The sequence below is a fragment of the Lacinutrix himadriensis genome (assembly GCF_001418105.1).
Classification (GTDB): Bacteria; Bacteroidota; Bacteroidia; order Flavobacteriales; family Flavobacteriaceae; genus Oceanihabitans; species Oceanihabitans himadriense.
The window spans coordinates 899,767-923,207 of sequence record NZ_LIQI01000022.1; the positions used below are offsets into that span (position 1 = coordinate 899,767).

Here is a 23,441-nt window from a genome sequence, read left to right on the forward strand (position 1 = left end):
TTTAACTTTACAATTATTAACAAAAAATTAAACACAAAAAACATTATGGGATTATTTTCATTTATTAAAAATGCAGGAGCAAAAGTTTTCGGAATTGGAAAAACAACGGAAGAAGAAGCAGCAGAAAAATTAGCAGCAGCAAATGCAGAAGAGTTAAAAGAAGAAGCATTAGTTGCTAGAAGATTAGAAACAACCATTGGAGATTTAGATCTTCAAGTAGAAGATTTAAATATATTTATTGATGATGACGCTGCAACCATTTCTGGTATGGCACATGATCAAGCAACAAGAGAAAAAGTAATATTAGTAGTAGGAAACTCTAACGGTATTGCAACAGTAGATGATAAAATGACGGTTGAGGTTGTAGAGCCAGTAGCGCAATTTCATACCGTAGTAAGTGGTGATACTTTAGGTAAAATTGCAAAAACATATTATGGTAATGCAATGAAATACCCGGTTATTTTTGAAGCTAACAAACCAATGTTAGAGCATCCTGATAAAATTTACCCAGGTCAAGTATTACGTATTCCTGCTTTAGACTAAGTTCTATAATAGTATATAAATTAAAAAGCCAACGCATTGCGTTGGCTTTTTTTATGCGTTGTTGTAAAACGTTTCATTCCGTTTTCAGTAATATAAGTTTTTCAAATTCAAATATTTTATCGACTAGATTTTCAGTGGTTATTTTTTTGAATTGATTAATAAAAAGTTCAATTTCTTGACTCGTTTTTTTTCTTATTGTTAGAGGGAAATTTTCATTTATTGTTAAATTAAATGGAAGTTCGTTTTTTGAAATTTTGAAATGAGCAAAATTATCAAACATTGTATTATAATTAATTCTACCATTGTTAGATTTTATATCATTTATATATCCAACATCTTCATCATATTTTTTAGCTATATAAGATTTGAAAATAATTTTAACTTCGATAGAATCTGATTTATATTCTGTTTTTGTTTCTTTGATTGAAATACTATCAATAGGATGATTCGGTTTAATGAATTCCAATTTGAGTTTGTTGTTCTTAAATGAATATATGCCAGAACCATGCTCGTTTATTATATAACTTGGACCATCTAAAACTTTTTTAATTTTTTTTATTTTTCGTTCTTCCATCGTTGTATATGGAGAAGAAACATGATAAGATACGAATCCAAATTTTTTATTTTTCAGCAGTGTTACGTAACCTAATTTGTTTTCAGTGAGATAAGTTCCTAATTCTATTTTTTCTTGACTGTAGAAATGTATAGAGCTATAGAATATTACAAGTATCATTAATGTTAATTTTCCCATGTTCCAAATATAAATGCTTTGAAGGAATTTCTAAATTACAAATGATTGAGTTTGCCTTTGGTTTGAGTGAAATGGTCTTTTGGTTTAGTCAAATGTTTTACAGCATACAGTGAATATGCTTCCGTTTTAATGCGTTATATTCGAAGTTAAACGAAGGTAGTTGAAATTTTTTAGAAAGTCAATTAGGTGGATTACCTATAAAAATTCATTTCATCCAAATACTCCCAAACATGTTCTGGTAACATGGGTTTGATCATTCCTGCGAAGGCAGGAATCTATAATAGTTATCCCCTTTTTTTAATCTGAATAAAGAGGGATTAAATAAAATTATTCTTGATAGGTATAAATAACAGACCTAATATCTCCATTTGGTAGAACTTCTTGCGTTGTTATAGGAACCCATTAGTGTTGTATGTATGTGCTAAAGTAGCATTAAAAGAACCACTTTTGGATATAATATTATTGGTTGTATTTGTAGGAGGAACTAAAGCAAACACATGGAATGTTTTATTAAATTCTTGATTTTGATAAGCTGCATAAAGTGGGTTATTCCTATTGTCATAGGTGTAAGTGGTTAATGAAGTGCCATTTTCAATACTTAAAACATTTCCACTACTATCATTTGTGTAATTTTTTTCTGATAGAAAGATACTTCCATCATAGTATTTACTTTGTATTAGTTGTGAATTGCTATCGTAAATAAGTACTATGTTGGTATCCGAATTTGAAAAGGTAATAGATGTTATTAATCCGTTAGTGTATTGGTATTCTCTAAATGATCCATCACTTAAGTTTTCTTTCCATATTTGCCCTTCGTCATTATAAGAATACCTTACGAATGTTGTGGTATTGTCAATTCCAGAATTAATTTCAGAAAGGTTACCGGAATCATTATAGGTATATGAATTATATACTACATCCGTTTCTCCTGAAGCAGTAAAAGTAGTTTCTGTTTTTATTAGCTTACCTAAAGGGACATTATTTTGTGATGTTTCAGAATCGTCAGAATTACAGGAAAATTGAAATGCAATTAATGCAAATAGTATGATTTTTTTCATTTAACAATTAAGGTATTAAGGATTTTAAATATTTAAAAAATCCGTGTATATAAATTCATCTACCTATAAAAATTCATTTCATCCAAATACTCCCAAACATGTTCTGGTAGCATAGGTTTGATCATTCCTGCGAAAGCAGGAATCTATCTATATAAATTTAATTACCAATCTGGTTTATATAGAAGATGTACTTTAGGAATACTCTTTTTAATATATGTACTAATACTTCCTCCACCTCTTGGAGATTCTTTTGTTTTTTGTAGGAAAGCAACTTGAAATAGAAGTAAGTGTAATTATGAAAAATAAGAATTTAAGGAAATTCATATTTTATTACCTGTAAAAATTCATTTCATCCAAATATTCCCAAACATGTTCTGGTAGCATAGGTTTGATGTTTTTACCTGCTTTAATAGACTTGCGTATAAAGGTTGAAGAAAGCTGTATTATTGGAGCTTCTACCCGATGAATACGTTCGTGATTATCAAACTGTGTTGCTACTTTTCCTTCCGAAATTCTAGGATATACATAAATGGCATTGTTTTCTAGAATCTGCTCGTAGTTTTTCCATTTATGAAAACTCTTCAAGTTGTCTTCGCCCATAATCAAACTAAAGGCGTGATCTGGATGTTTTTCTTGAAGATGCGTTAATGTGTTGATGGTGTAATTTGGTTGCGGTAAACCAAACTCAATATCACTAGGTTTAAGTTTTATATAATCTTTGGTTGCTTGATACACCATTTCTAATCGTTGGTGATTATCTAGCAGCGTATTTTTCTTTTTAAAAGGATTGTGTGGTGTTACTACAAACCATACTTGGTCTAAATCGCTATACTCTGCTAAATGATTAGCAAGTATTAAATGACCAATATGAATAGGATTAAAAGACCCAAAGTATAAACCAACTTTCATTTTAAGCTTCTTTTTTAGGATTTACAAAATCACCAACTAAATTTTCTGCTTCTAATAATGCTTTTTCAAGATTATCATTTTCAATAATAATATCAAAAAGAGGAGCAGTAGCAAGTTCTGCACTGGCTTTTGCTACACGCATATTAATTTTATCGTCGGTTTCTGTTTTGCGTTTTTTAAGCCTAATTTTTAACTCGTCAATACTTGGTGGTTTTACAAAAATAGCTAAGGTCTCTTCTGGGAATTTTCGTTTAATACGTAGGCCTCCAGAAACATCAATATCAAAAATTACATTTTTACCTAAAGCCCAAAGACGCTCTACTTCGGTTTTTAAAGTACCATAGAAATTATCTCTATATACTTCTTCCCACTCTAAGAAATCGTCGTCTTTAATATGTTGTTTAAATTCGCTTGCCGATAGAAAGTAGTAGTCTTCGGCATGTGCTTCGGTACCTCTTTTTTCTCTTGAAGTTGCAGAAATAGAAAATGCTAGATTTAATGCTTCTTGTTTTAATAAGTGCCTAACAATGGTTGTTTTTCCAGATCCTGAAGGAGCGGAAAACACTATTAGTTTACCTTTTTCTGTATTGTTTTTAGTCAAATCCTATTTTTTTTAATCGCTGAGAAAACCTCAGTGTAATATTTAGTTTGGAATGCGCTTTGTTTTATTAAAGTACATTTAGTAATTGTTCTTTAATTTTTTCTAGCTCATCTTTCATCTGAACCACTAATTTTTGCATTGGCGCATAATTACTTTTAGAACCAATAGTGTTGATTTCTCTACCAATTTCTTGACCGATAAAGCCTAATTTTTTTCCGTTAGAATCGTCAGAATTTAAAGCAGAAACAAAATATTCTAAGTGGTTTTGTAAACGCACTTTTTCTTCTGTGATATCAAACTTTTCGATGTAGTATACCAGTTCTTGTTCAAAACGGTTTTCGTCTACTTTTTCTTTTAAATCGTCTACACCTTTACGTAAACGTTCACGAACCCCTTCAATACGTTCCGGATCCATTTCTATAACTTGTTCCAGTAAGTTAGCAATGGTTGCAATTCTATCGTTAAAATCTGCTTCTAGAACTTTTCCTTCGTCTAATCTGTAGGTGTCAATTCTGCTTAAAGCTACTTTTATTTCGGCTAAAATAGTACTCCATTCGTTTTCGTCTATCTCGGCTTTTTCAGTATTTAATGCATCTGGAAAACGAACAGCCATTTTTAATAACTCGGTTTCGTCTCCATCCACTACTTCTCGTAACTGATTCATGTATTGTTTTACAACAGGTTTGTTAAGTTGTGTAGTAGTTTCTTCTCCTGTCATTTCTACATAAATAGAGAAATCTATTTTTCCACGCTCTAGTTGTTTACCAATAAGTTTACGAAGGCTTAACTCCTTTTCTCTATAAATGGAAGGCATTCTAGCGTTTAAGTCTAGGTTTTTACTGTTTAGAGATTTAACTTCTAAAGTAATTTTCTTTGTTGGTAATTGTAAAACAGATTTACCATAACCTGTCATAGAATGAATCATAAGATTTTTATTTAAGTTTTACAAAGGTAACGAAAACAATAGGTTTAGAAAACACAATTTATAGTATGCATGCATAATATATTTATGTAGATTTGTTGTTCAAAATTTATACTATGTACACAAAACAATTTGAAATACGTTGGAGTGATGTAGATGCTAATAGACACTTAGCAAACTCGGCATACACTAATTTTATGAGTCATACTAGAATGGCTTTTTTAATGGAGCATGGCTTTACTATGAAAGAGTTAGCGATACATAATATTGGCCCAGTGGTTTTTTACGAACACATGCATTATTTTAAAGAAGCATTTATGGGGCAACCTATTACGGTTAGTTTAGAAGTTTCTGGATTAAGTGAAGACGGAAAGTTTTTTAAATTTGATCATAACTTTTATAATCATAAAGGCGAAAACATCGCGTTTTGCGAAATGATGGGTGCTTGGATTGACCTAAAAGCGCGTAAAATGACAGATTTACCAGATGTATTATTAGATCTGGCTAATGCTTTTCCAAAATCGGAGAACTATAAAGTACTTACCAAAGAAGATACTAGAGCAAATGGTAGAGCTCCAAAAAATCTAGTGCTATAATTTTACTCCTTTAATCGTGGAGTTTTACTTACTAAGTATACGCCAGAAAAAATAAGAAGCATCGCTACTATTTTTACAACGTTTAAAGTGTCTACTCCCATAGAAATAGCAAATATTCCTGCTATTACTGGTTGTAGATAAATAAAGGTTCCAACTGTTGAAGCCTTTAGGTTTTTTAAACCTAAAGGGTTTAACATGTAGGTGAAAAAAGTAGCTCCAATAATTACAAAGCCTAAAGAAAAGTATACATAAGGAGAAAAAGTTTCCCATTTAATCTCTTGCACATCTTGATATCCAAAAGGTAGCACCATAAAAAATCCAATTAAAAACAACCATTTAATAAAAGTAAAAGGATGGTATTTTTCAGTAAGTTTTTTTATGATAATGATATATATACTATAGGAAACCGCATTTGCAAAAACCATCACATTTCCTAAAAGCACATTATCTCCAAGCCGCGTCGATTTACCATAGACCGAAAGTACTATTGCTCCTGCAAAACCTAAAAGTATTCCTGTTATTTTAAGACCTGTAATTCGTTCTTTTAAAAATAGCGCAGAAAACACCAATATAATTATTGGCGTAGTAATCATAATTACCGAAGCATGAATAGGTGTAGTTAGTTCTAAGCCTCCTAAAAATAGTAGCATGTTGGTTGCAATACCAAAAACAGCAGCTAGGAAAAAGATTTTATAGTCTTTTTTATCTATCTTTTCTTTAGGCATAAATGCGTCTAAAATCCAAAATAAAATAGCAGCACCAATAATGCGTAGTAAAACAAGTCCGAAAGGTTTTATGTAGCCTTCATTCATGATAAACTTTGCAAAAGTGAAGTTTAAACCATAAAGTACTTGTACTAGAAAAACAGCAATTAAGGCAAAGGTTCTTTTATGCATTTAAAACTTGTTTTACTGCTTCGACATTTGCTTTAGAGTTTCCTATAAAAATAGCATCATCAATAATAAAAACGGGACGACTTAAAAAGGTGTAATACTCTAAGATGTAGTGTTTGTAATCTTTTTCAGATAAATCCTGATTTTTTAAATCCATTTTCTTGTACAAAGTAGCACGTTTACTAAAAAGCGCTTCATAGCTTCCAGCTAAATCTTTCATTTGTTCTAGCTGATCTGCTGTAATTTCCTCTTTTTTAATATCTTGTAAGATAAAATCTGAAGGAAGGTTTAATTCCTTTAAAATTCGAATACAAGTACTACAGGTTTTTAGATAGTATACTTTTTTCATGCTGTACAGGTTTAAGTAACAAAGAACGTCATTTAAACTAAAAAAATAATTACTTTTAAACAAAAAATAGAAACATGAATTGGGCCTTTGATATTACTTTGAAAAACAGAAAATTATTAGAATCCATTATGGAAAACCATACTTTAGAGCAACTAAATAAAGTTCCGGAAGGTTTTAATAATAATATCATTTGGAACATTGCACACACTATTGTTACCCAACAATTATTGGTGTACAAATTATCTGGTTTGCCTTCTGTTTTAAGTGATGAAATGATTGAGGCTTATAGAAAAGGAACCAAAACGGAACGCGATCTAACGCAAGCAGAAGTGGATGAAATTAAAGGTTTATTGTTTTCTACTAACGAAAAAACAAAGGAAGATTATAACAATAAACTTTTTAAAAGTTATAATGAATATACCGTGTCTACAAAAAGCACTTTAACAAATGTGGAAGAAGCTATAGATTTTAATACCTTTCATGAAGGGATTCATTTAGGCTATATTTTAGCGCTTAAAAAGTCGGTTTAATTATATTTTTAAATACGTGTTTGCTACTTGGTAGGGGATGGTAAATTCTACAATTTCTTTTTCAAAAGCACCAACACTAAAATTGTCATATAGAATAATTACGCCTTCTTCACTAAACCCTAAAGTTTCTGGGAGTTGAAATTGGTTGTCGTTTAAAAGATTATCGGCATCTGTAAATGTAGAATTTACTTCTTTATTGTAATATTTCTCTACCAAAGTGGTAAATTCTTCTACATTGTTTATTAAATCCTTAGTCGTTAACAGACTTCCTGTATTAGTATCAAAATTAAAAAAACGCAATAGTAAACTACTGTTTGCTGCTCCGGTATTTATACTAGAATTCATAGCTATACAAGCAAAATTTACCTTATTGTAAATAACTTCACCATCAATTAAAGCTTCCCATTTAGGAAGTTCTTGTTGCAGTTCTTCACTAATAAATGTATTAAAATTAGCGTACGCATTATTGAAATCTTGTATGCTTTCATCAAGGGTTTCTTTTTTTTCTATAGAAGCATCAATATGCAATGCATTACACACAAAAGTATTAAGTGTGGTGTTTATTTTTTCTGCTGCTTGCCCTTTTCCTATCGCTTTAGGCATATTTATTTCTATAGTAGTTGTAGTTTCTTTTAAAATATTGATTTCAGAAAATGTAAGCGTTGCACTTTCTTTTTTACAAGAAGAAAAAACAAGAAGTAGTATAAGTAAACGAAGAAATTTCAATATAATAATGTGTTAAAAGTTAAAGATAGATTAAAGGTATTGTTTCGGTTTGAATCCAACGAATTAAAAGGTATTTTTATTGTAAATAAATGGACAAATGAAGTTTAATACAAAAACAATACATGGCGGACAAAAGCCAGATCCGGCTTATGGTGCGGTAATGCCTCCAATATACCAAACCACAACCTATGTGCAAACTGCTCCTGGAGAACATAAAGGCTATGCATATTCCAGGAGTCATAACCCTACTAGAAGTGCTTTGGAAAATGCGCTTGCTAGTATTGAAAATGGAAACTTCGGATTGGCATTTGGTTCTGGTCTAGCAGCAATAGACGCTATTTTAAAACTTTTAAAATCTGGTGATGAGGTGATTTCTACTAATGATTTATATGGAGGAACCTACCGTTTATTCACTAAAATCTTTGAAGGTTTTGGTATTAAGTTCCACTTTGTAGGCATGGAGAACGTTAGTAATATTGAAAACTATGTCAATGCTAATACAAAACTTATTTGGGTAGAAACACCAACAAACCCAATGTTGAATATTATAGATATTAAAGCGGCAGCAGGAATTGCTAAAAAACACGATATTTTATTAGCTGTAGATAATACCTTTGCTACGCCATATTTACAACAACCATTAGATTTGGGAGCAGATATTGTAATGCATTCTGCAACTAAATACCTTGGCGGACATAGTGATGTGGTAATGGGCGCTTTAGTAGTAAAAGATAAAGATATAGCAGATAAATTATACTTTATTCAAAATGCAAGTGGTGCAATTTGTGGTCCTCAAGATAGTTTTTTGGTTTTAAGAGGAATAAAAACACTACATGTAAGAATGCAACGCCATTGTGAAAACGGTAAAGCTATTGCAACGTATTTAGCAAAACATTCCAAGGTAGAAAATGTGTATTGGCCAGGGTTTGAAAATCACCCGAATCATGACATTGCAAAAACGCAGATGCGCGATTTTGGAGGTATGGTATCCTTTACAACGAAAGGAAATAATTATGATGAAGCGATTAAATTAGTCGGAAAATTAAAAGTATTTATCCTAGCAGAATCCCTTGGTGGTGTAGAATCTCTTGCTGGTCATCCCGCAAGTATGACGCATGCAAGTATACCAAAAGAAGATCGTGAAAAAACAGGAGTAGTAGATTCTCTTATCCGTTTGAGTGTTGGTATAGAGGATGCTACAGATTTAATTGCAGATTTAGAGCAAGCTTTAGGATAAAATTATATTATAGTATAAACAAAAAAAACTCTAGGATTAACTAGAGTTTTTTTGTTTTATGTTTTTCAGTGTTTTAGTCTAAATAATAAATATAACCAAAGTTTAGCCATAATAACCAATCATTCGCTTTGTTAGATTCTAAGGTGTGGTTTAATCCATCTACCCAGTTACTATAAAAATATTGTGTTCTTAAATCGATCATTAAATCGGAAAGCACATTAAGTTTATAACGTACACCAATACTTGCCACCGTAGACCAAGTACTTCCTGAAGCATCACTAATCACATCGGAAACCGAAGATTGACCATTTACCCACGGATTGAAGAAGTTATTAGGATCTAGAATATTTCCGCCAGGTTCATCGGTATATACTTTAGGATTATAAGATGTATAATGCACTCCAAAACTAGCAAAAGGAGCAAATCTATATGCGAATCCTTGAAAAGATCTAATGCTTAAAGGAAAGTATTCTAATTGCATACCAATATCAAAATTGTTTGCTTCTCCATGATGCGTTCTAAGTTCATCATAACCAGCTCCAGAATTTTCTACCCATTGTCCAAAATGATCTAATTTCGTTTTATTCCAAGAAAGTTCACTTCGTAATTTAAAGTGATCATTAAAATAAGTGTCAGTAGAATAGCAGTTACAATCTGCTCTGTAAGCAAAGTTTATGTAGTGTACTAGACCAATACCTATACCGGTATTTCCAGCATCTGTTTCAAAATTATTTCTAACTCCAAAATCCGATTGCATAGCAACAGGGCCAGCAATGATACCTATTTCATGCGAAAACCCTAACTGGGAAACTGCAGAGTGTGTTCCTATAATAAAGAACAAAAAAAGGGTTAATTGTTTCAAATTAAACATGGTATGATTTCAAGATTAGAGCAAAATACGTACAACAAATATATAAATTAACGACAAATCAGCAAATTTATCAGATAAAACGATGATTTATTGTTGTGATATTTTATGATAACAACCAAATCTAATAAATTATTATTCAATACGCATTGCTAAAAACAAAAAAATAGCATATAATTTTTAAAGATAATGTATATTTGTGCACGTATAATTAGATATATAATATTTCTCAAAATTTCATAAAATGAAAAATAAAATTGAAGCTTTTTTAAATATAGTAAAAGAAAAGAATAGTCATGAACCAGAGTTTATGCAAGCTGTTCATGAGGTAGCAGAAACGGTTATTCCGTTTATTGAGAAGAATCCTCAATACCAAAATAAAATGTTATTAGAGCGTATGGTAGAACCAGAACGCACAATAATATTTAGAGTTCCTTGGATAGATGATCAAGGAAATACACAAGTTAATAGAGCTTTTAGAGTAGAATTTAATTCTGCTATTGGGCCATATAAAGGAGGATTACGTTTTCATCCATCTGTAAACTTAAGTATCTTAAAGTTTTTAGGTTTTGAACAAGTTTTTAAAAACTCATTAACCACTTTGCCAATGGGTGGAGGAAAAGGAGGAAGTGATTTTGACCCAAAAGGAAAAAGCGATAACGAAGTAATGCGTTTTTGCCAATCTTTTATGAGTGAATTGTTTCGTCATATAGGAGCAAATACAGATGTTCCTGCAGGAGATATTGGTGTTGGTGGTCGTGAAATTGGCTATATGTTTGGTCAATACAAAAGATTACGTAATGAATTTACTGGCGTTTTAACAGGAAAAGGGATTTCTTATGGAGGTTCTTTAATACGTCCTGAAGCTACAGGTTATGGGACCGTATATTTTGCTAAGAATATGTTAGCAACTAAAGGCGATTCTTTTGGCGGAAAAACAGTGGTTATTTCTGGATCTGGAAATGTAGCACAATATGCTTGTGAAAAAGCAACAGAATTTGGTGGTAAAGTTGTTACTATGTCTGATTCTTCAGGATACATTTATGACGCTGACGGTATTAATGCTGAGAAATTAGCTTTTATAATGGAAGTTAAAAATGTGAAACGTGGAAGAATAAGTGAATACACAGAAAAATATACTACCGCAACTTTTCATAAAGGCGAAAGACCTTGGAGTGTGAATTGTGATATCGCATTACCATGTGCAACACAAAATGAATTAAATTTAGACGAAGCAAAAGCATTGATAAATAACAATGTTATTGCTGTTGCAGAAGGAGCAAACATGCCAACAACTCCAGAAGCAATTGAAGCTTTACAAGCAGCAAAAGTGTTGTTTTCACCAGGAAAAGCGTCTAATGCAGGAGGTGTTGCAACCTCTGGGTTAGAAATGAGCCAAAACTCTTTACGTTTCAATTGGACCCGTGAAGAAGTAGATGCTAAATTAAACCAAATCATGAATGATATACATGAATCTTGTGTTACTTATGGTACGCAAGAAGATGGTTATATAGATTATGTTAAAGGAGCAAATATTGCTGGGTTTGTAAAAGTAGCAGATGCTATGTTAGCACAAGGTGTGGTATAACGTTTTATTTATTATATAAAAAAAGCTTCCTAACCAGGAAGCTTTTTTGTTTTTAATATATTATTTTAACACAAAACTCGTTAGATATAAATATATTTGAAGTTGAAGATTTAAGCTATGATTAAAAAAATTGCACTGTTTCTAATTTTTATATCCCCAATATTTTCATTTGCACAAGATTATTCTGCACAATGGCAAGGGTATTTTTCTTATTATAACATTAAAGATGTTTCCCAAGGGAATAATAAAATATATGCGGCTGCAGAAAATGCAATTTTTAGTTACGACATTGAAACTAATGAAATTGAAACCATTACAACAGTTAACGGTTTGTCTGGTGAAACGATTTCTAAAATTCACTACAGTGAAGCGTATGAGCTTTTAATTGTAGGATATGAAAACGGTTTAATGGAGATTGTGTTTGATGATACCGAAGTAAATGTGTTAACTATTGTAGACATACTTGAAAAACCAACCATACCACCAACCGATAAATTTATTAACCATTTTAATGAGCATGACGGTTTAGTTTATATTTCTACAGAATACGGGATTTCTGTTTATGATTTAGAGCGTTTAGAGTTTGGAGACACATATTATATTGGAAATGAAGGAACTCAAATTAGGATAACGCAAACCGTAGTTTATAACGACTTTATTTATGCTGCATGTTTGGATGGAAATGGTACTAAAAGAGCGCCATTAAGCAGTAATAATTTAGTGGATTATGAGGAATGGGATCGCATAGCTACAGGGAATTTTTTGGTAATAGAAAAGAACAATGATAAATTATATACGGCTAAATTTAGTAGAGCCTTTTTGCAGATTGAAGATGATAATTCACTAACAGATCTGGTAGTGCATGATGACCAGCAAGTTGATCTTAAAAGCGTTAATAATTATTTAATTGTAACCACTGAAAATGATGTTTTTGTTTATGATGGTAATTTCACACAAATAGCACAAGTATCTACCAGTGCTGATTTAGATACTGAATTTACATCTGCTACAATAGATGACGAGTATTTGTATATTGGAACTGCAGACTTGGGTTTAATAAAAACATTAATTTTAAACCCTGTTACTTTTGAAGTAATATTACCTAATGGCCCGCTTTCTAATTCTGCTTATTCTATAAAAGCTTCTGCAAATAATCTTTGGGTTACCTATGGAGATAATACTTTGGCGTATAACCCTTTTCCTTTGAGGTCAAGAGGCTTTAGTCATTTAAATAATGAAGAATGGAAAAACATTCCTTTCGATAGTGTATTTGGAGCTAGAAATTTAAACATCATTTCTGTAAACCCTTTTGTAGAAAATCATGTGTTTATAAGTTCTTTTCAAGACGGATTGTTAGAAGTGCAGAATGATGTGCCAATAATTTTATTGGATGAAACGAATAGTGGTATTGAATCTTTTGTAAATCCTAATAATCCGAACTCCCGAAGCATACGTCAAAGTGCCTCTGACTTTGATAGAAATGGCGTATTGTGGACCATGACAGGAAGAGCAGAAAAGCCATTAAAATCGTATGATCCTTCTGCTAACCAATGGCAAGGTTATGCTTTTTCAGAAATTCTAATAGACCCATTTAATGATGAATGGGGATATAGTGAATTGGTGATTGATGGTAATGGTACAAAATGGACAGGAGGCTATTTAAAAGGTCTTATTGGTTATAATGAAAATAATGCAGACGTTAAAACTGCAGCAATATTTTCTGAAGAGCAAAACATGCCTTCAAGCATCGTTACAGCGCTAGCTGTTGATAATAGAAACCAAATATGGATTGGTACCAACAAAGGATTAAGAGTCTTATATAATACATCTACCTTTTTTACAGACCTAAATCCTGAGGTAAGTTCTATTATTATTTTAGAAGAAGGTGTGGCAGAAGAACTATTGTTCCAACAATTTATTACAGATATTGAAGTTGATGGTTCTAATAATAAATGGATCAGTACCTTAGATTCTGGTTTGTTTTATTTTTCATCAGACGGACAAGAAACCATTTACCACTTTACGAAAAGCAATTCCCCTTTACCAACAAACAGTATTGTCGATTTATCTATAGACAATTCAAATGGAACCGTATATGTAGCAACAGAAAATGGCTTAGTGTCTTTTAAAGCGGGAGGATCTTCTGCTTTAGAAAATTTAAGCGATGCTTTTGTTTACCCCAATCCTGTTAGACCTACATTTAATATGGATCAGGATAAAGTGAAAATTAAAGATATTTCAGAAAATGTAAATATTAAAATTACAGACATTGAAGGTAATTTAGTTGCAGAAGCAGAAACCAGAACCAATTCAAGATATAAAGGGTATAATTTAGAAATAGATGGAGGGACTGCTTTTTGGAATGGTAGAAACTTATCGAATAATACCGTAGCTTCTGGTGTGTATTTAGTAATGCTTTCCGACTTAGATACTTTTGAAACTAAAGTTTTAAAAATAATGGTCATTAGATAATGATTGCTAAAACCAATGCTATTGTTTTATCTAAAATAAAGTATGGCGATAACGATTTAATTATAAAATGCTATACCAAACAATTTGGTGTGGTAAGTTTTTTGCAAAAAGGCATTTTAAAATCTAAAAAAGGAAAAATAAAAAAGGCATATTTTCAATTACTAACACAGCTACAACTAGAAATAACCTACCAAGACAATAGGTCACTCCAGTATATTAAAGAAGTGAAGCCGCATGTAATTTATGCTACCCTTCACAATGATATTTTAAAAAGTACTATTGTGATGTTCTTATCAGAAGTATTATCTACCTCACTTCAAGAAGAAGAAGAAAACGAATCGCTTTATGCATATTTAGAAACTACCCTGCAATGGTTGGACATGCAGCATAGTTGTGCGAATTTTCATTTATTGTTTTTATTAAAAATAACCAAACACCTTGGTTTTTATCCGGAACAAGACCTAAATAACGCTGCTTTTTTTAATTTAAAAGAAGGGCGATTTGAAGAAAAACCAACAGACTTTTATAGTGTTTCTGGTGGAAATTTAACACTGTTAAAACAGTTGCTAGGCACAGTTTTTGATGACTTATCTGAAATCAAAATTAACGCAGCACAAAGACAGGCTTTTTTAGCTATGTTGTTGCTATATTTTGATTTACATTTGGGAAGTTTTAAAAAACCTAAATCGCTAGAAATTTTTAATCAAGTATTTAATACCTAACATGAAGCACCTTTATTTTTTAATTTTTTGCCTTTTTACCAGTATTCTTACCCAAGCACAACAAATAACAGTTATAAATAAAGAAACAGGTGAAACCTTGCCAAGTGTTGCTATATATAATCAAAGTAAAACAAAAAGTACCATTACCAATCTAGATGGTCAAGCAAATTTAGATGCTTTTAAGGCTTCAGATATTTTATACTTTCAACACCTTTCTTATAATGTGTTTTCTGTTTTAAAGTCTAAAATAACAGCTTCCAAAGTAGCACTTACTGCTAATGCGCAAGACTTGGAAGAAGTAGTAGTATCTGCTTCCAAATTCAAACAGAGTAAAAGAGATATTCCGCAAAAAATCACCAATATAAGTGCTAAAGATATTCAGTTTTCCAATCCGCAAACAAGTGCCGATTTATTAGAGCAATCTGGTCAAGTATATATTCAAAAAAGTCAATTAGGAGGAGGGAGTCCAATGATTAGAGGTTTTTCTACCAATAGATTACTACTTACTGTAGACGGCGTACGTATGAATAATGCTATTTTTCGTGGTGGGAATCTTCAAAATGTAATATCTGTAGACCCTTTTAGTATTCAAAATACAGAGGTTACGTTGGGTGCTGGTTCTATTATTTATGGTAGTGATGCTATTGGTGGTGTGATGAGTTTTTATACCAAAACACCAAAATTATCGTATACAGATTCTCTTAAATTTAATGCAAATGCCGCAGTTAGATATGCATCGGCTTCTAATGAGAAAACAGGGCATTTAGATTTTAATATCGGACTCAAAAAATGGGCGTTTTTTACCAATGCCAGTTATACCTATTTTGACGATTTAAGAATGGGATCTCATGGTCCAGATGATTATTTAAGACCAGAATACGTAGAGACCATTAATGGCGAAGATGTTATGGTAGCAAATAGCAATCCGAAGATCCAGAAATTCACGGGTTACGACCAAATTAACCTACTGCAAAAAGTACGCTATGAAGCATCCGATGATTTAAGTTTCGATCTAGGTTTGTATTATTCTGCAACTTCCGATTACCCGAGATACGATCGATTAATACGCTATCGAGGGGATGATTTACGTTCCGCACAATGGGATTACGGCCCACAAAAATGGTTTATGTCTAATTTCGGCATAACAAAACTAAGTAGTGGTTCCGACTTATACGATAAAATAAAATTTGTAACCGCATATCAAAACTTTCAGGAAAGTAGAATCGATAGAGATTATCAATCGACAACACAAGATAATACCGAAGAGCATGTAGATGCCTATTCTGCAAATCTGGATTTCGAAAAACGATTAAGCCCGAAAACAGAACTATTCTATGGTGTAGAATATGTCTATAATCAAGTGTTTTCTAAGGCATACGCAAAAAATATAGAAACTAACGAAACCGAGGCTATTGTAACTAGATATCCAGATAATTCTAATTGGCAATCTGCGGCAGCGTATGCGAGTTTAAAATATAAGCCCAATACAAAGTTTGTTTTACAATCGGGTATTCGTTATAACCACGTTTCTTATAAAGCAGATTTCACAGAAAACAATGTGTTTTTAGATCTGCCATTCGATACTACTAATAGTGACTTTGGCGCATTTACAGGAACCGCAGGAATAAGTTGGTTGCCTAATAAAACCATACAATGGAAATTGAACGCATCTACCGCATTTAGAGCACCAAATATTGACGATGTTGGTAAAGTTTTTGACAGCGAACCTGGGTCTGTTGTGGTGCCAAACGAAAACTTAAAACCAGAATATGCCTATAGTGGTGAATTAGGATTAAAATTAGATTTCAATAATGTGGTAATTTTAGATCTAGCAACCTATTACACTTATTTAGACGATGCTTTAGTACGACGCGATTACACCTTAAATGGCGAAAGCGAAATCATGTACAATGGCGAACTAAGTCAGGTGCAGGCTATGCAAAATGCATCTAAAGCATGGATCTACGGATTTGAAGTTGGTATGAAAGTCAATCTATCTAAAAAATTACAGTTTAGCTCACAATACAATGTGATTGGTGGTTCTGAAGAAGATCATGACATCGAAGTTCCCGTAAGACATATTGCACCAAATTTTGGAAATACCCACCTAACTTGGAAATCGGATAAACTAAAATTCGATGCTTTTGCAGAATATAATAACGAGTTGTCGTTTCTAGATTTAGCGCCTTCCGAAGCCGAAAAAGAGTATATTTATGCATTAGATAACAACGGAAATCCATATTCTCCTTCTTGGTACACACTAAATTTTAGTGCGCAAATGGAGGTCTATAAAAATACTACAGTGACCGCGAGTTTAGAGAATATTACAGACCAACGTTATAAAACCTATTCCTCTGGTATTGCTGCTCCAGGAAGAAATTTAATTATAGCAGTCAGCTATTCTTTATAATTGTATAGCTGTTTTAATTTGGGCGTTTATTACTTCGCTTAAGCTACGTAATACCAGGCTGTACATTATATCTTTTTATGTTTTCTGGAGTAGGATAAGCATAAAACAAAACAGCAACTACACTACCTATTAAAACACATATTCATAACATAAAAAGGATGCCATTTCCATCCTTAACGCAAAAAAGCCTTTCTTTTATAGAAAAGCTTTTTGTTATTTCAACTACATGTAACTAAGGTATAGAAAGTAATACGTTTTAGTTTCTTTTAATAGCCTTTTTAGTAATCACTACATCATTAGATAAAGTGACTTTAGCAACATAAGCCGCTTGGCTTAGTTTATCTAAAGTATAGATTTCTGTACTACTGTTTCCGTTTAGGTTATATAGTAATCTACCCAATACATCATATACTTTTACATTTTTAATTTGTAAAGCATTAGAAGTGCTAAACTTCACCGTACCATCTGGTTGTTCTATCATGGTAAGAGCGTTGCTTAATTGATTTTCGTCTATAGAAAGTGTAGTGTCTTGAAAAACAATTTCAAAACGGTCGTTGTGTTCTCCAGTTTCCGAAGTGAAAGTATAGTTAGAAGCGCTTAAATCATGAATTACATGCATTAATTTATCATGTACATAAATGGTGTTGTTTGTTAAAAATTCACCTTCCAATTGCGTTATACTAAAGGTATATATGGTTGCTTCATTAATACTTGTTTTAAATCCTAACGGAATAACTTCCTCTAGATGTAAACTTTCCGGAGACTTTCCTTGAATGGCTAATTTATCTTTACCATTTGTAGCATCAATAATTGAATATAGAATAGAATGCGAACCTGCCGATAAGTTCTTTGGTGCATCATAATACATACCATCATAGGCATTCGTTGCTCCAGGTACATAACCGATTAAAACTTGGTTAAACACACCGTTATCCGAAGTTAGATTGACCCATATTTTTTCATGAGAATTATTGTTTTCCGTTCTAAAAAACTGATTGTTATTTCCAGTAACACGCATGCTATTATTAAAAATAACATCTGCAGTTTTTATATCTCCAGAAACCGTTGTGGTCGTTGCTGCATCCGATAAGGAAATAAAGAATCCTTGTCCAGAAGGAATATGTCTAGTTGGTGTAATTCCATCTCCACCAGAAGTTTGTCCTGTTCCGTTAATAACCGCATAATCACTTTGCGCAAAATTTAAAACCTGATTTCCATTATTAGTATCGGTATACGGTGAATCTTGTGACCATAAAAAGATAGCGCCATCGGTTACTCCAGTTGTTGTTTCCGAAACATTGGTGTCTATAATAGTGTTTGCAGCAAGAAAAACATCCGCATCAATTGCAGAAGCATATGGGTTTCCTATAAAATTCCAGTTATTGTCATTGGACTCTAAATCATTTCTATAAATAGGCACAGTATAGTCGCCTGTATGTAAAGCACCTTCAAAAGTATATTCATAGTTTGCACCTGGCATACCAAAACCTGTTTGATTGTGCATTGCAGCATAACCAATACCTGGTAGCATAATATCGCTATTGCTAGTAGATTGCCAATCGTTACCATTGTCGTCAATATCATCTTGACCAGCAATGGTTCCGTTGTTGTTATTTGTTTCAGCAGTTTGATCTAAATAATTTTGACCGTTATACCAGTAACGTCTTGTAGGATGTGCTTCTAGTAAACCGTTTCCAATAGTTTCACCCACAACAGGAGAACTCCAATAGGTATATTCGTAATAATTATTTAAAGGAGCGGTACGTTTATTTACTTGTGTTACTGCATCGGTATGGAGTGTGTATGTTCCGGCGTTTGCGCCATCACGTTGTACAAAACTACCTTTGTCTTCTACTAGAACACCGTCTAAACCTGTGCCATTACCGTATACATCCACATTATTAATAACTTCTACATAATGCCCATCTGTAACGACTAATTGGTTTCCAGCATTTATAAATAATTGGCAAGCGCTAAAACTACCATTTGTTGTTGTGTTATAATTTCCATTAATTATTGTGATGGTGTCCATGTCTGGAGTAATGCCATCTAGCCACTGTGTTCCATCCCATTCTGCTTTGTTGACACTTACTTTTACCGCTTCACTTGCAGCGTAGCAAGTGCCTGTGTTTTCTCTAATTTGACAATAATATTGATAATCATCTAAACCTGAAATATCAGAAATATCTAATGTTGCGGTTGTGGCACCAGAATAAATTCCTCCATTAGAAACTGCTGTCCAGTTGCCAGAAGTTCCTAAAACGAACCATTGATAAGCAAGTGTTAAACCTCCCGAAACACCTTCAGATCCTGTAACGTTTAACGATGTACCTGTTATTGCGCAATTTTCTATATATTGTGGATGTGTTGTCACTACAGGTGGAATCTTTACAAGAGGTACAGAACCAACTCCTGCTAGGCATTCATCTTCGGCTAAACTTTGAGCCGTCCATTCGGTAGCATCATAAGTGGTATTTGGATAAAAATTAGTATTCTTTCTTTTTAAATAATAACCTACATAATTTGGTGCATGTACATCATCAATAAGTGTAGTACCATTCATTAATCTAAAGCCATCATTTGCATTAAAACCTGCGTTACCTAAACTTCCATGTCCTGTAGTAGTGTATCCACAGGAAGAACTAGTTACAGAAACAAGTGCTACTGCATTTGCAGCAAGGGTGCCGCTGAGATTTGCATAAGTAGCATAACTACCTCCATAATCTCCAGCTCTTTGAATTTTATAGCCAGTTAAATTTACAGCGGCTCCTGTGTTGTTATAAATAGTTATCACACCGCCAGATCCACCATTTTCGTCATACACTTCGTAGATAACTAAATCGGATGCATCACCGCCACCAACTCCGGTATCACATGCTGTAAGGTCTGTATCAATAACATCAAAAAATTGTGTTGCGCTACATCCTGTTGCTAGTTCAATCACAAAATTACCATCATTAGCATCCGAAGGAATGAATACTTCTATGGTGTCTGTTGTATTTGAAATGGTAGGAACTACTATATTATTAAATGTAACAGTCGCACCTGTAAGATTACTTGTTGCAGATGTTAAAGTGACTAAAGTGTTTGCTGGACCAGATGTTGGAAAAGCAGCAACAGTTGGAGCAGTGGAACAATTACCATTACCTTCAATAGTAAACAGATATGGATTTTCATCAGCATCATTACTTTCAATTCTCACTTTTGCAGTTCTTGTACCTGCAATGGTTGGATGGAATTTAATTCTAAAAGTGGTGTTTATTCCATTTACAACTGGTGATGTTGCCTGTTGCGTTACAATAAAATCTGTTGGGTTTGTGCCTTCTAATTCAATAATAGGCGAACCTGTTAAAAATAAATTTGCTAACCCAATATTTTCTATGGTAAATTCTTTTTCAACAGAATCGGTGTTTAAAGGTGTACTAGCAAATAACGTATTGTTTAATCCGTAAGGCGCATCAAAACCATTCGCGATAGAAATAGTTCCTCCCTTTACATTAATTTCTGCATTAGTAGGCTGTGTTACATTAACTGTATAATCTTCCACTTCCCCGAAGGTAAATGATTCGCAAGATGTAGCGTAGTCACTAATACTATTTTGAGAATTTGCGGAAACTCTCATTCTTACATTTCCTAATGCAGCACCCGTTGGTACTGTAATTGAAAATGGGGATGCTGATGAAGTGCCATTAGCGTCATTTGTAACCGTACCTAATTCATACGCTTCACCACTATCATTAAAATCGCCATCTCTGTTCCAATCTATCCATGCTATTACATAAGAAGTATAATTACCATTCGTATTTACTGTTACACTTAAATTATGCGTATCTCCAATGTTAACATTTGTTGAAACCGCGGTATAATTGGTGTAACCAGCGTTAGAGGTAGAAGATTGATTAATGGTGTTAAAAGTAACATTTTTAATCATGGAGTTATTTGTGCCTCCTGAAGCGGTACAATAATCAACACCTGTAGTCTGGCAAACCGAAATACCATCACTCCATTGATTGCCGCTATTTACCTCTCTTACAAAAACGGTATAACAATATTCAACCGCATCTGTTAAGCCTGTAATAGTAATTGTGTTTCCTGTTCCTTTATAAACAACCGAATTAGCTCCTGCATATACAGAATTTGCGGTATACGCCGAACCATTTCCTGTTGGTGTTAAAGTAACTGGACCTGCATTTGCAACAACCATATATTCGTAACATCCTGCAGAATCTGGCACTACATTCCATGAAACAGTAGAGGTGGTAGGATTAATGCTCGCAGCTAAATTGCTAACTTCTGGTACATCAATTGTATAGGTTTGTGTATAAGAGGAAGCTGCGGATGTATTATTAATAGCAGAAGCCCAACCTGTTCCTGTTTCACCAGTGTAAGCAACTACTTTAAAAGTGTATTGCGAAGCATTGGTTAAACCAGTTATGGTAGCTGTAGTTCCAGCACCTTTATAGACTGCTTTTCCTAAAGTGGTGTAGGTTGTTGCTGCACTATAATCTGTATTTGCAATGTAAGTAGAAGCATTTCCTGCAGAAGCAGCTGCCATTTGTGGAATGGTTGCATTAGGCTGTGCAAAAACAATATAGCCTGTTACGCCTGCTGTAGAAGATGCATTCCAACTTAAAGAAACTTGTGTATTTGCAATACATGCTTTTAACTGCAAACCATTATTTGGTGATGCATAGGTAACGTCTACTGCTACAGCTGTAGATGTACCATCATTACCACTACAAGTAACCACACAACGGTACCATGTTTTTGTGTTTACAGTTGCTGTATAGGTTGCATTTGTTGCACCAGTAATATTAGTAAAACCAGTACTTGCACTAGTTGTAGAACTTTGCCATTGGTAAGTAACTCCGGAACCTGCTGTTACATTTTGTAACGATAAATTAGTTGTACCACCAGTTAAAACAGAAGTTTCAGAAGAAACGGTATTACCTGGAGTTGGTGTGCCTGAGCATGGCGTTGCGGTATAACAAGTCCAAGATAAGTTATTAATTAGAGTTCTATTTCCAGAATTTTCTAATTCTAAAGAAATGTTTCCACCTAGGTTTACTGTGGAAGTGAATGTTGTGCTTGAGGTAGAAGTTACAGAAATATCACTCCCATATTGGGTGCCATTAACAAACACTTTCAATGTTGAATTACCACTATAAATTCGTGCATAATCAAAAGTAATGGTTCCCATTCCTCCTGGTATTGGGGCATTATTTGTTAAAGATCCATTTCGCAGCATAATCGCTTCAGCTCCATTTAAATCTTGATCACCTCTTGAATCTGTACCAGTCCAAGAAACACCAGTATCTGTCCATGTATTAGTTGAATATGATCCTGAATTTCCAGCACCTGTAAAATCTAATTCTCCACAAGGTCCAACATAAACAGCTGTAACTTCGCCACTTACTGCTAGGTTTTGTGTTGTTGCTCCACCACCAGAGTGTGAAATATTTAATCCATAAGTACCAACCGGTAAACCAGGTTTTAGCATTACAGATATTGTAAAGGAAGGAAGGGTTCCACCTACATAAGGATAATATAATGAAGTAGTTGAAAAATTAAGGCCATCGTTTGAAATTAAAAAATTAGAATTTATAGAAGGAGTAGGGAGACTTACTGTAATTAATCCGTTTGCTGGAGTTAAATTACTACCGCTAATTTGATATGTTTGCACTCCTGAAGGACCACTACCTACTTCATAATCTAAACCCGTTAGTGTTGCTGGCGATACTGATATTGTTGGGCCTACACTTGGCATTGTGTAAGTAACTTCAATATCATCTACATAAATTCTATTACCAGAACTACTATCTTTCTGATAAAATTCAACATCAGATGTTGCGTTTAAACCACTCATGGTATACGTGTTTGAAGCACTAAAATTTGCAACAAAAGTACCATCTACTGTATATCCAGCAGGTCCAGTTGTGCCCGAGGCATTAACAACAACTTTTGTAATAGTAGCGCCATTAGAAGCGTATATTATAATTGAACCACCTTTAGTTGCATTTTGATATAACCTTAGTTGACCACCATTTAAAGCCGGATTAGATGTGCCACTGTTTTTAAAAGACCCAAAACCTATATTTGCATCTAGAGTAATTCCTGGAGAGGCTTCATTTAAACCAGTAACTGCTCCTGAAGCAGAAAAATCATAAGTGACGGTTGTCTGCCCAAAACCAAACACAATGCTGCATAAAAATGCTATTAATAAAAGTAAATAATTCTTTTTCATAGGGATAATTAATTAATGCTAA

Annotated in this window: 18 protein-coding genes; 8 read left to right on the top strand and 10 right to left on the bottom strand. The window is 33.2% G+C overall.

Annotated features, from left to right (window positions below; translation table 11 throughout):
- Positions 1–45 precede the first annotated feature (45 nt).
- Positions 46–543: a peptidoglycan-binding protein LysM gene (lysM, locus tag AMD28_RS11620; protein WP_055444380.1), complete on the top strand. Its 498-nt coding sequence runs from the start codon at positions 46–48 to the stop codon at positions 541–543.
- 73 nt (positions 544–616) lie between these two features.
- On the opposite strand, the gene AMD28_RS11625 is transcribed toward lysM, so the two are convergent.
- The 5 genes from AMD28_RS11625 to AMD28_RS11645 all read right to left on the bottom strand — a co-directional run bounded on the left by AMD28_RS11625 (position 617) and on the right by AMD28_RS11645 (position 4,787).
- On the bottom strand, positions 617–1,294 hold the full coding sequence (locus tag AMD28_RS11625; RefSeq protein WP_055444267.1) for a hypothetical protein: 678 nt from the start codon (positions 1,292–1,294) through the stop codon (positions 617–619).
- Between the two features lie 389 nt (positions 1,295–1,683).
- Complete coding sequence (locus tag AMD28_RS11630; RefSeq protein ID WP_055444268.1) at positions 1,684–2,352, bottom strand: hypothetical protein; 669 nt, start codon at positions 2,350–2,352, stop codon at positions 1,684–1,686.
- Between the two features lie 330 nt (positions 2,353–2,682).
- A complete protein-coding gene (nadD, locus tag AMD28_RS11635) occupies positions 2,683–3,261 on the bottom strand; it encodes a nicotinate (nicotinamide) nucleotide adenylyltransferase (protein ID WP_055444269.1) in 579 nt (192 codons plus the stop codon).
- Between the two features lies 1 nt (position 3,262).
- Complete coding sequence (gene gmk, locus AMD28_RS11640) at positions 3,263–3,862, bottom strand: guanylate kinase (protein WP_055444270.1); 600 nt, start codon at positions 3,860–3,862, stop codon at positions 3,263–3,265.
- Between the two features lie 67 nt (positions 3,863–3,929).
- Positions 3,930–4,787 carry a YicC/YloC family endoribonuclease gene (locus AMD28_RS11645; protein ID WP_055444271.1) on the bottom strand — a complete coding sequence of 286 codons (858 nt, stop codon included), beginning with the start codon at positions 4,785–4,787 and terminating at the stop codon, positions 3,930–3,932.
- Between the two features lie 113 nt (positions 4,788–4,900).
- Here AMD28_RS11645 and AMD28_RS11650 point away from each other — a divergent pair, with 113 nt between their 5' ends.
- Positions 4,901–5,380, top strand: coding sequence for an acyl-CoA thioesterase (locus AMD28_RS11650; RefSeq protein WP_055444272.1), 480 nt, complete (start codon positions 4,901–4,903; stop codon positions 5,378–5,380).
- Between the two features lie 2 nt (positions 5,381–5,382).
- On the opposite strand, the gene AMD28_RS11655 is transcribed toward AMD28_RS11650, so the two are convergent.
- Positions 5,383–6,276, bottom strand: coding sequence for a DMT family transporter (locus AMD28_RS11655; protein WP_055444273.1), 894 nt, complete (start codon positions 6,274–6,276; stop codon positions 5,383–5,385).
- Positions 6,269–6,622 (bottom strand): arsenate reductase family protein, encoded by a 354-nt coding sequence (locus AMD28_RS11660; RefSeq protein WP_055444274.1) that lies wholly within the window; start codon positions 6,620–6,622, stop codon positions 6,269–6,271. Before AMD28_RS11660 ends, AMD28_RS11655 begins: the two co-directional genes overlap by 8 nt.
- 74 nt (positions 6,623–6,696) lie before the next feature.
- Between AMD28_RS11660 and AMD28_RS11665 the strand changes: the two genes are divergently transcribed.
- The gene (locus AMD28_RS11665) at positions 6,697–7,152 is read left to right on the top strand and encodes a DinB family protein (protein ID WP_055444275.1); all 456 of its coding nucleotides are present in this window, start codon (positions 6,697–6,699) and stop codon (positions 7,150–7,152) included.
- On the opposite strand, the gene AMD28_RS11670 is transcribed toward AMD28_RS11665, so the two are convergent.
- On the bottom strand, positions 7,153–7,878 hold the full coding sequence (locus AMD28_RS11670) for a PdaC/SigV domain-containing protein (protein ID WP_055444276.1): 726 nt from the start codon (positions 7,876–7,878) through the stop codon (positions 7,153–7,155).
- 97 nt (positions 7,879–7,975) lie between these two features.
- Between AMD28_RS11670 and AMD28_RS11675 the strand changes: the two genes are divergently transcribed.
- Positions 7,976–9,115, top strand: coding sequence for a cystathionine gamma-synthase (locus AMD28_RS11675; RefSeq protein WP_055444277.1), 1,140 nt, complete (start codon positions 7,976–7,978; stop codon positions 9,113–9,115).
- Between the two features lie 73 nt (positions 9,116–9,188).
- Here AMD28_RS11675 and AMD28_RS11680 read toward each other — a convergent pair whose 3' ends face one another.
- Complete coding sequence (locus AMD28_RS11680) at positions 9,189–9,986, bottom strand: THC0290_0291 family protein (RefSeq protein ID WP_055444278.1); 798 nt, start codon at positions 9,984–9,986, stop codon at positions 9,189–9,191.
- Between the two features lie 241 nt (positions 9,987–10,227).
- Between AMD28_RS11680 and gdhA the strand changes: the two genes are divergently transcribed.
- From gdhA to AMD28_RS11700, 4 genes are all read left to right on the top strand, one after another.
- Entirely contained in the window at positions 10,228–11,571 is a 1,344-nt protein-coding gene (gene gdhA, locus AMD28_RS11685; RefSeq protein ID WP_055444279.1) for an NADP-specific glutamate dehydrogenase, read from the top strand.
- Between the two features lie 117 nt (positions 11,572–11,688).
- A complete protein-coding gene (porZ, locus tag AMD28_RS11690; RefSeq protein WP_055444280.1) occupies positions 11,689–14,043 on the top strand; it encodes a type IX secretion system anionic LPS delivery protein PorZ in 2,355 nt (784 codons plus the stop codon).
- The gene (recO, locus tag AMD28_RS11695) at positions 14,043–14,765 is read left to right on the top strand and encodes a DNA repair protein RecO (protein WP_055444281.1); all 723 of its coding nucleotides are present in this window, start codon (positions 14,043–14,045) and stop codon (positions 14,763–14,765) included. The genes porZ and recO overlap by 1 nt, the downstream gene beginning before the upstream one ends.
- A 1-nt stretch (position 14,766) precedes the next feature.
- Positions 14,767–17,175, top strand: a complete 2,409-nt coding sequence (locus tag AMD28_RS11700; protein ID WP_055444282.1) for a TonB-dependent receptor — start codon at positions 14,767–14,769, stop codon at positions 17,173–17,175.
- A gap of 256 nt (positions 17,176–17,431) precedes the next feature.
- Here the strand turns inward: AMD28_RS11700 and AMD28_RS11705 are convergent, their stop codons facing one another.
- Positions 17,432–23,419, bottom strand: a complete 5,988-nt coding sequence (locus AMD28_RS11705) for a GEVED domain-containing protein (protein WP_055444283.1) — start codon at positions 23,417–23,419, stop codon at positions 17,432–17,434.
- Positions 23,420–23,441: the final 22 nt, after the last annotated feature.

Excerpts from the sequence above, each read along its gene's own strand:
- lysM (WP_055444380.1), top strand. The coding sequence starts at position 46 with ATGGGATTATTTTCATTTATTAAAAATGCAGGAGCAAAAGTTTTCGGA.
- AMD28_RS11625 (WP_055444267.1), bottom strand. The coding sequence starts at position 1,294 with ATGGGAAAATTAACATTAATGATACTTGTAATATTCTATAGCTCTATA.
- AMD28_RS11630 (WP_055444268.1), bottom strand. The coding sequence starts at position 2,352 with ATGAAAAAAATCATACTATTTGCATTAATTGCATTTCAATTTTCCTGT.
- nadD (WP_055444269.1), bottom strand. The coding sequence starts at position 3,261 with ATGAAAGTTGGTTTATACTTTGGGTCTTTTAATCCTATTCATATTGGT.
- AMD28_RS11645 (WP_055444271.1), bottom strand. The coding sequence starts at position 4,787 with ATGATTCATTCTATGACAGGTTATGGTAAATCTGTTTTACAATTACCA.
- AMD28_RS11650 (WP_055444272.1), top strand. The coding sequence starts at position 4,901 with ATGTACACAAAACAATTTGAAATACGTTGGAGTGATGTAGATGCTAAT.
- AMD28_RS11655 (WP_055444273.1), bottom strand. The coding sequence starts at position 6,276 with ATGCATAAAAGAACCTTTGCCTTAATTGCTGTTTTTCTAGTACAAGTA.
- AMD28_RS11660 (WP_055444274.1), bottom strand. The coding sequence starts at position 6,622 with ATGAAAAAAGTATACTATCTAAAAACCTGTAGTACTTGTATTCGAATT.
- AMD28_RS11665 (WP_055444275.1), top strand. The coding sequence starts at position 6,697 with ATGAATTGGGCCTTTGATATTACTTTGAAAAACAGAAAATTATTAGAA.
- AMD28_RS11675 (WP_055444277.1), top strand. The coding sequence starts at position 7,976 with ATGAAGTTTAATACAAAAACAATACATGGCGGACAAAAGCCAGATCCG.
- AMD28_RS11680 (WP_055444278.1), bottom strand. The coding sequence starts at position 9,986 with ATGTTTAATTTGAAACAATTAACCCTTTTTTTGTTCTTTATTATAGGA.
- gdhA (WP_055444279.1), top strand. The coding sequence starts at position 10,228 with ATGAAAAATAAAATTGAAGCTTTTTTAAATATAGTAAAAGAAAAGAAT.
- porZ (WP_055444280.1), top strand. The coding sequence starts at position 11,689 with ATGATTAAAAAAATTGCACTGTTTCTAATTTTTATATCCCCAATATTT.
- recO (WP_055444281.1), top strand. The coding sequence starts at position 14,043 with ATGATTGCTAAAACCAATGCTATTGTTTTATCTAAAATAAAGTATGGC.
- AMD28_RS11700 (WP_055444282.1), top strand. The coding sequence starts at position 14,767 with ATGAAGCACCTTTATTTTTTAATTTTTTGCCTTTTTACCAGTATTCTT.
- AMD28_RS11705 (WP_055444283.1), bottom strand. The coding sequence starts at position 23,419 with ATGAAAAAGAATTATTTACTTTTATTAATAGCATTTTTATGCAGCATT.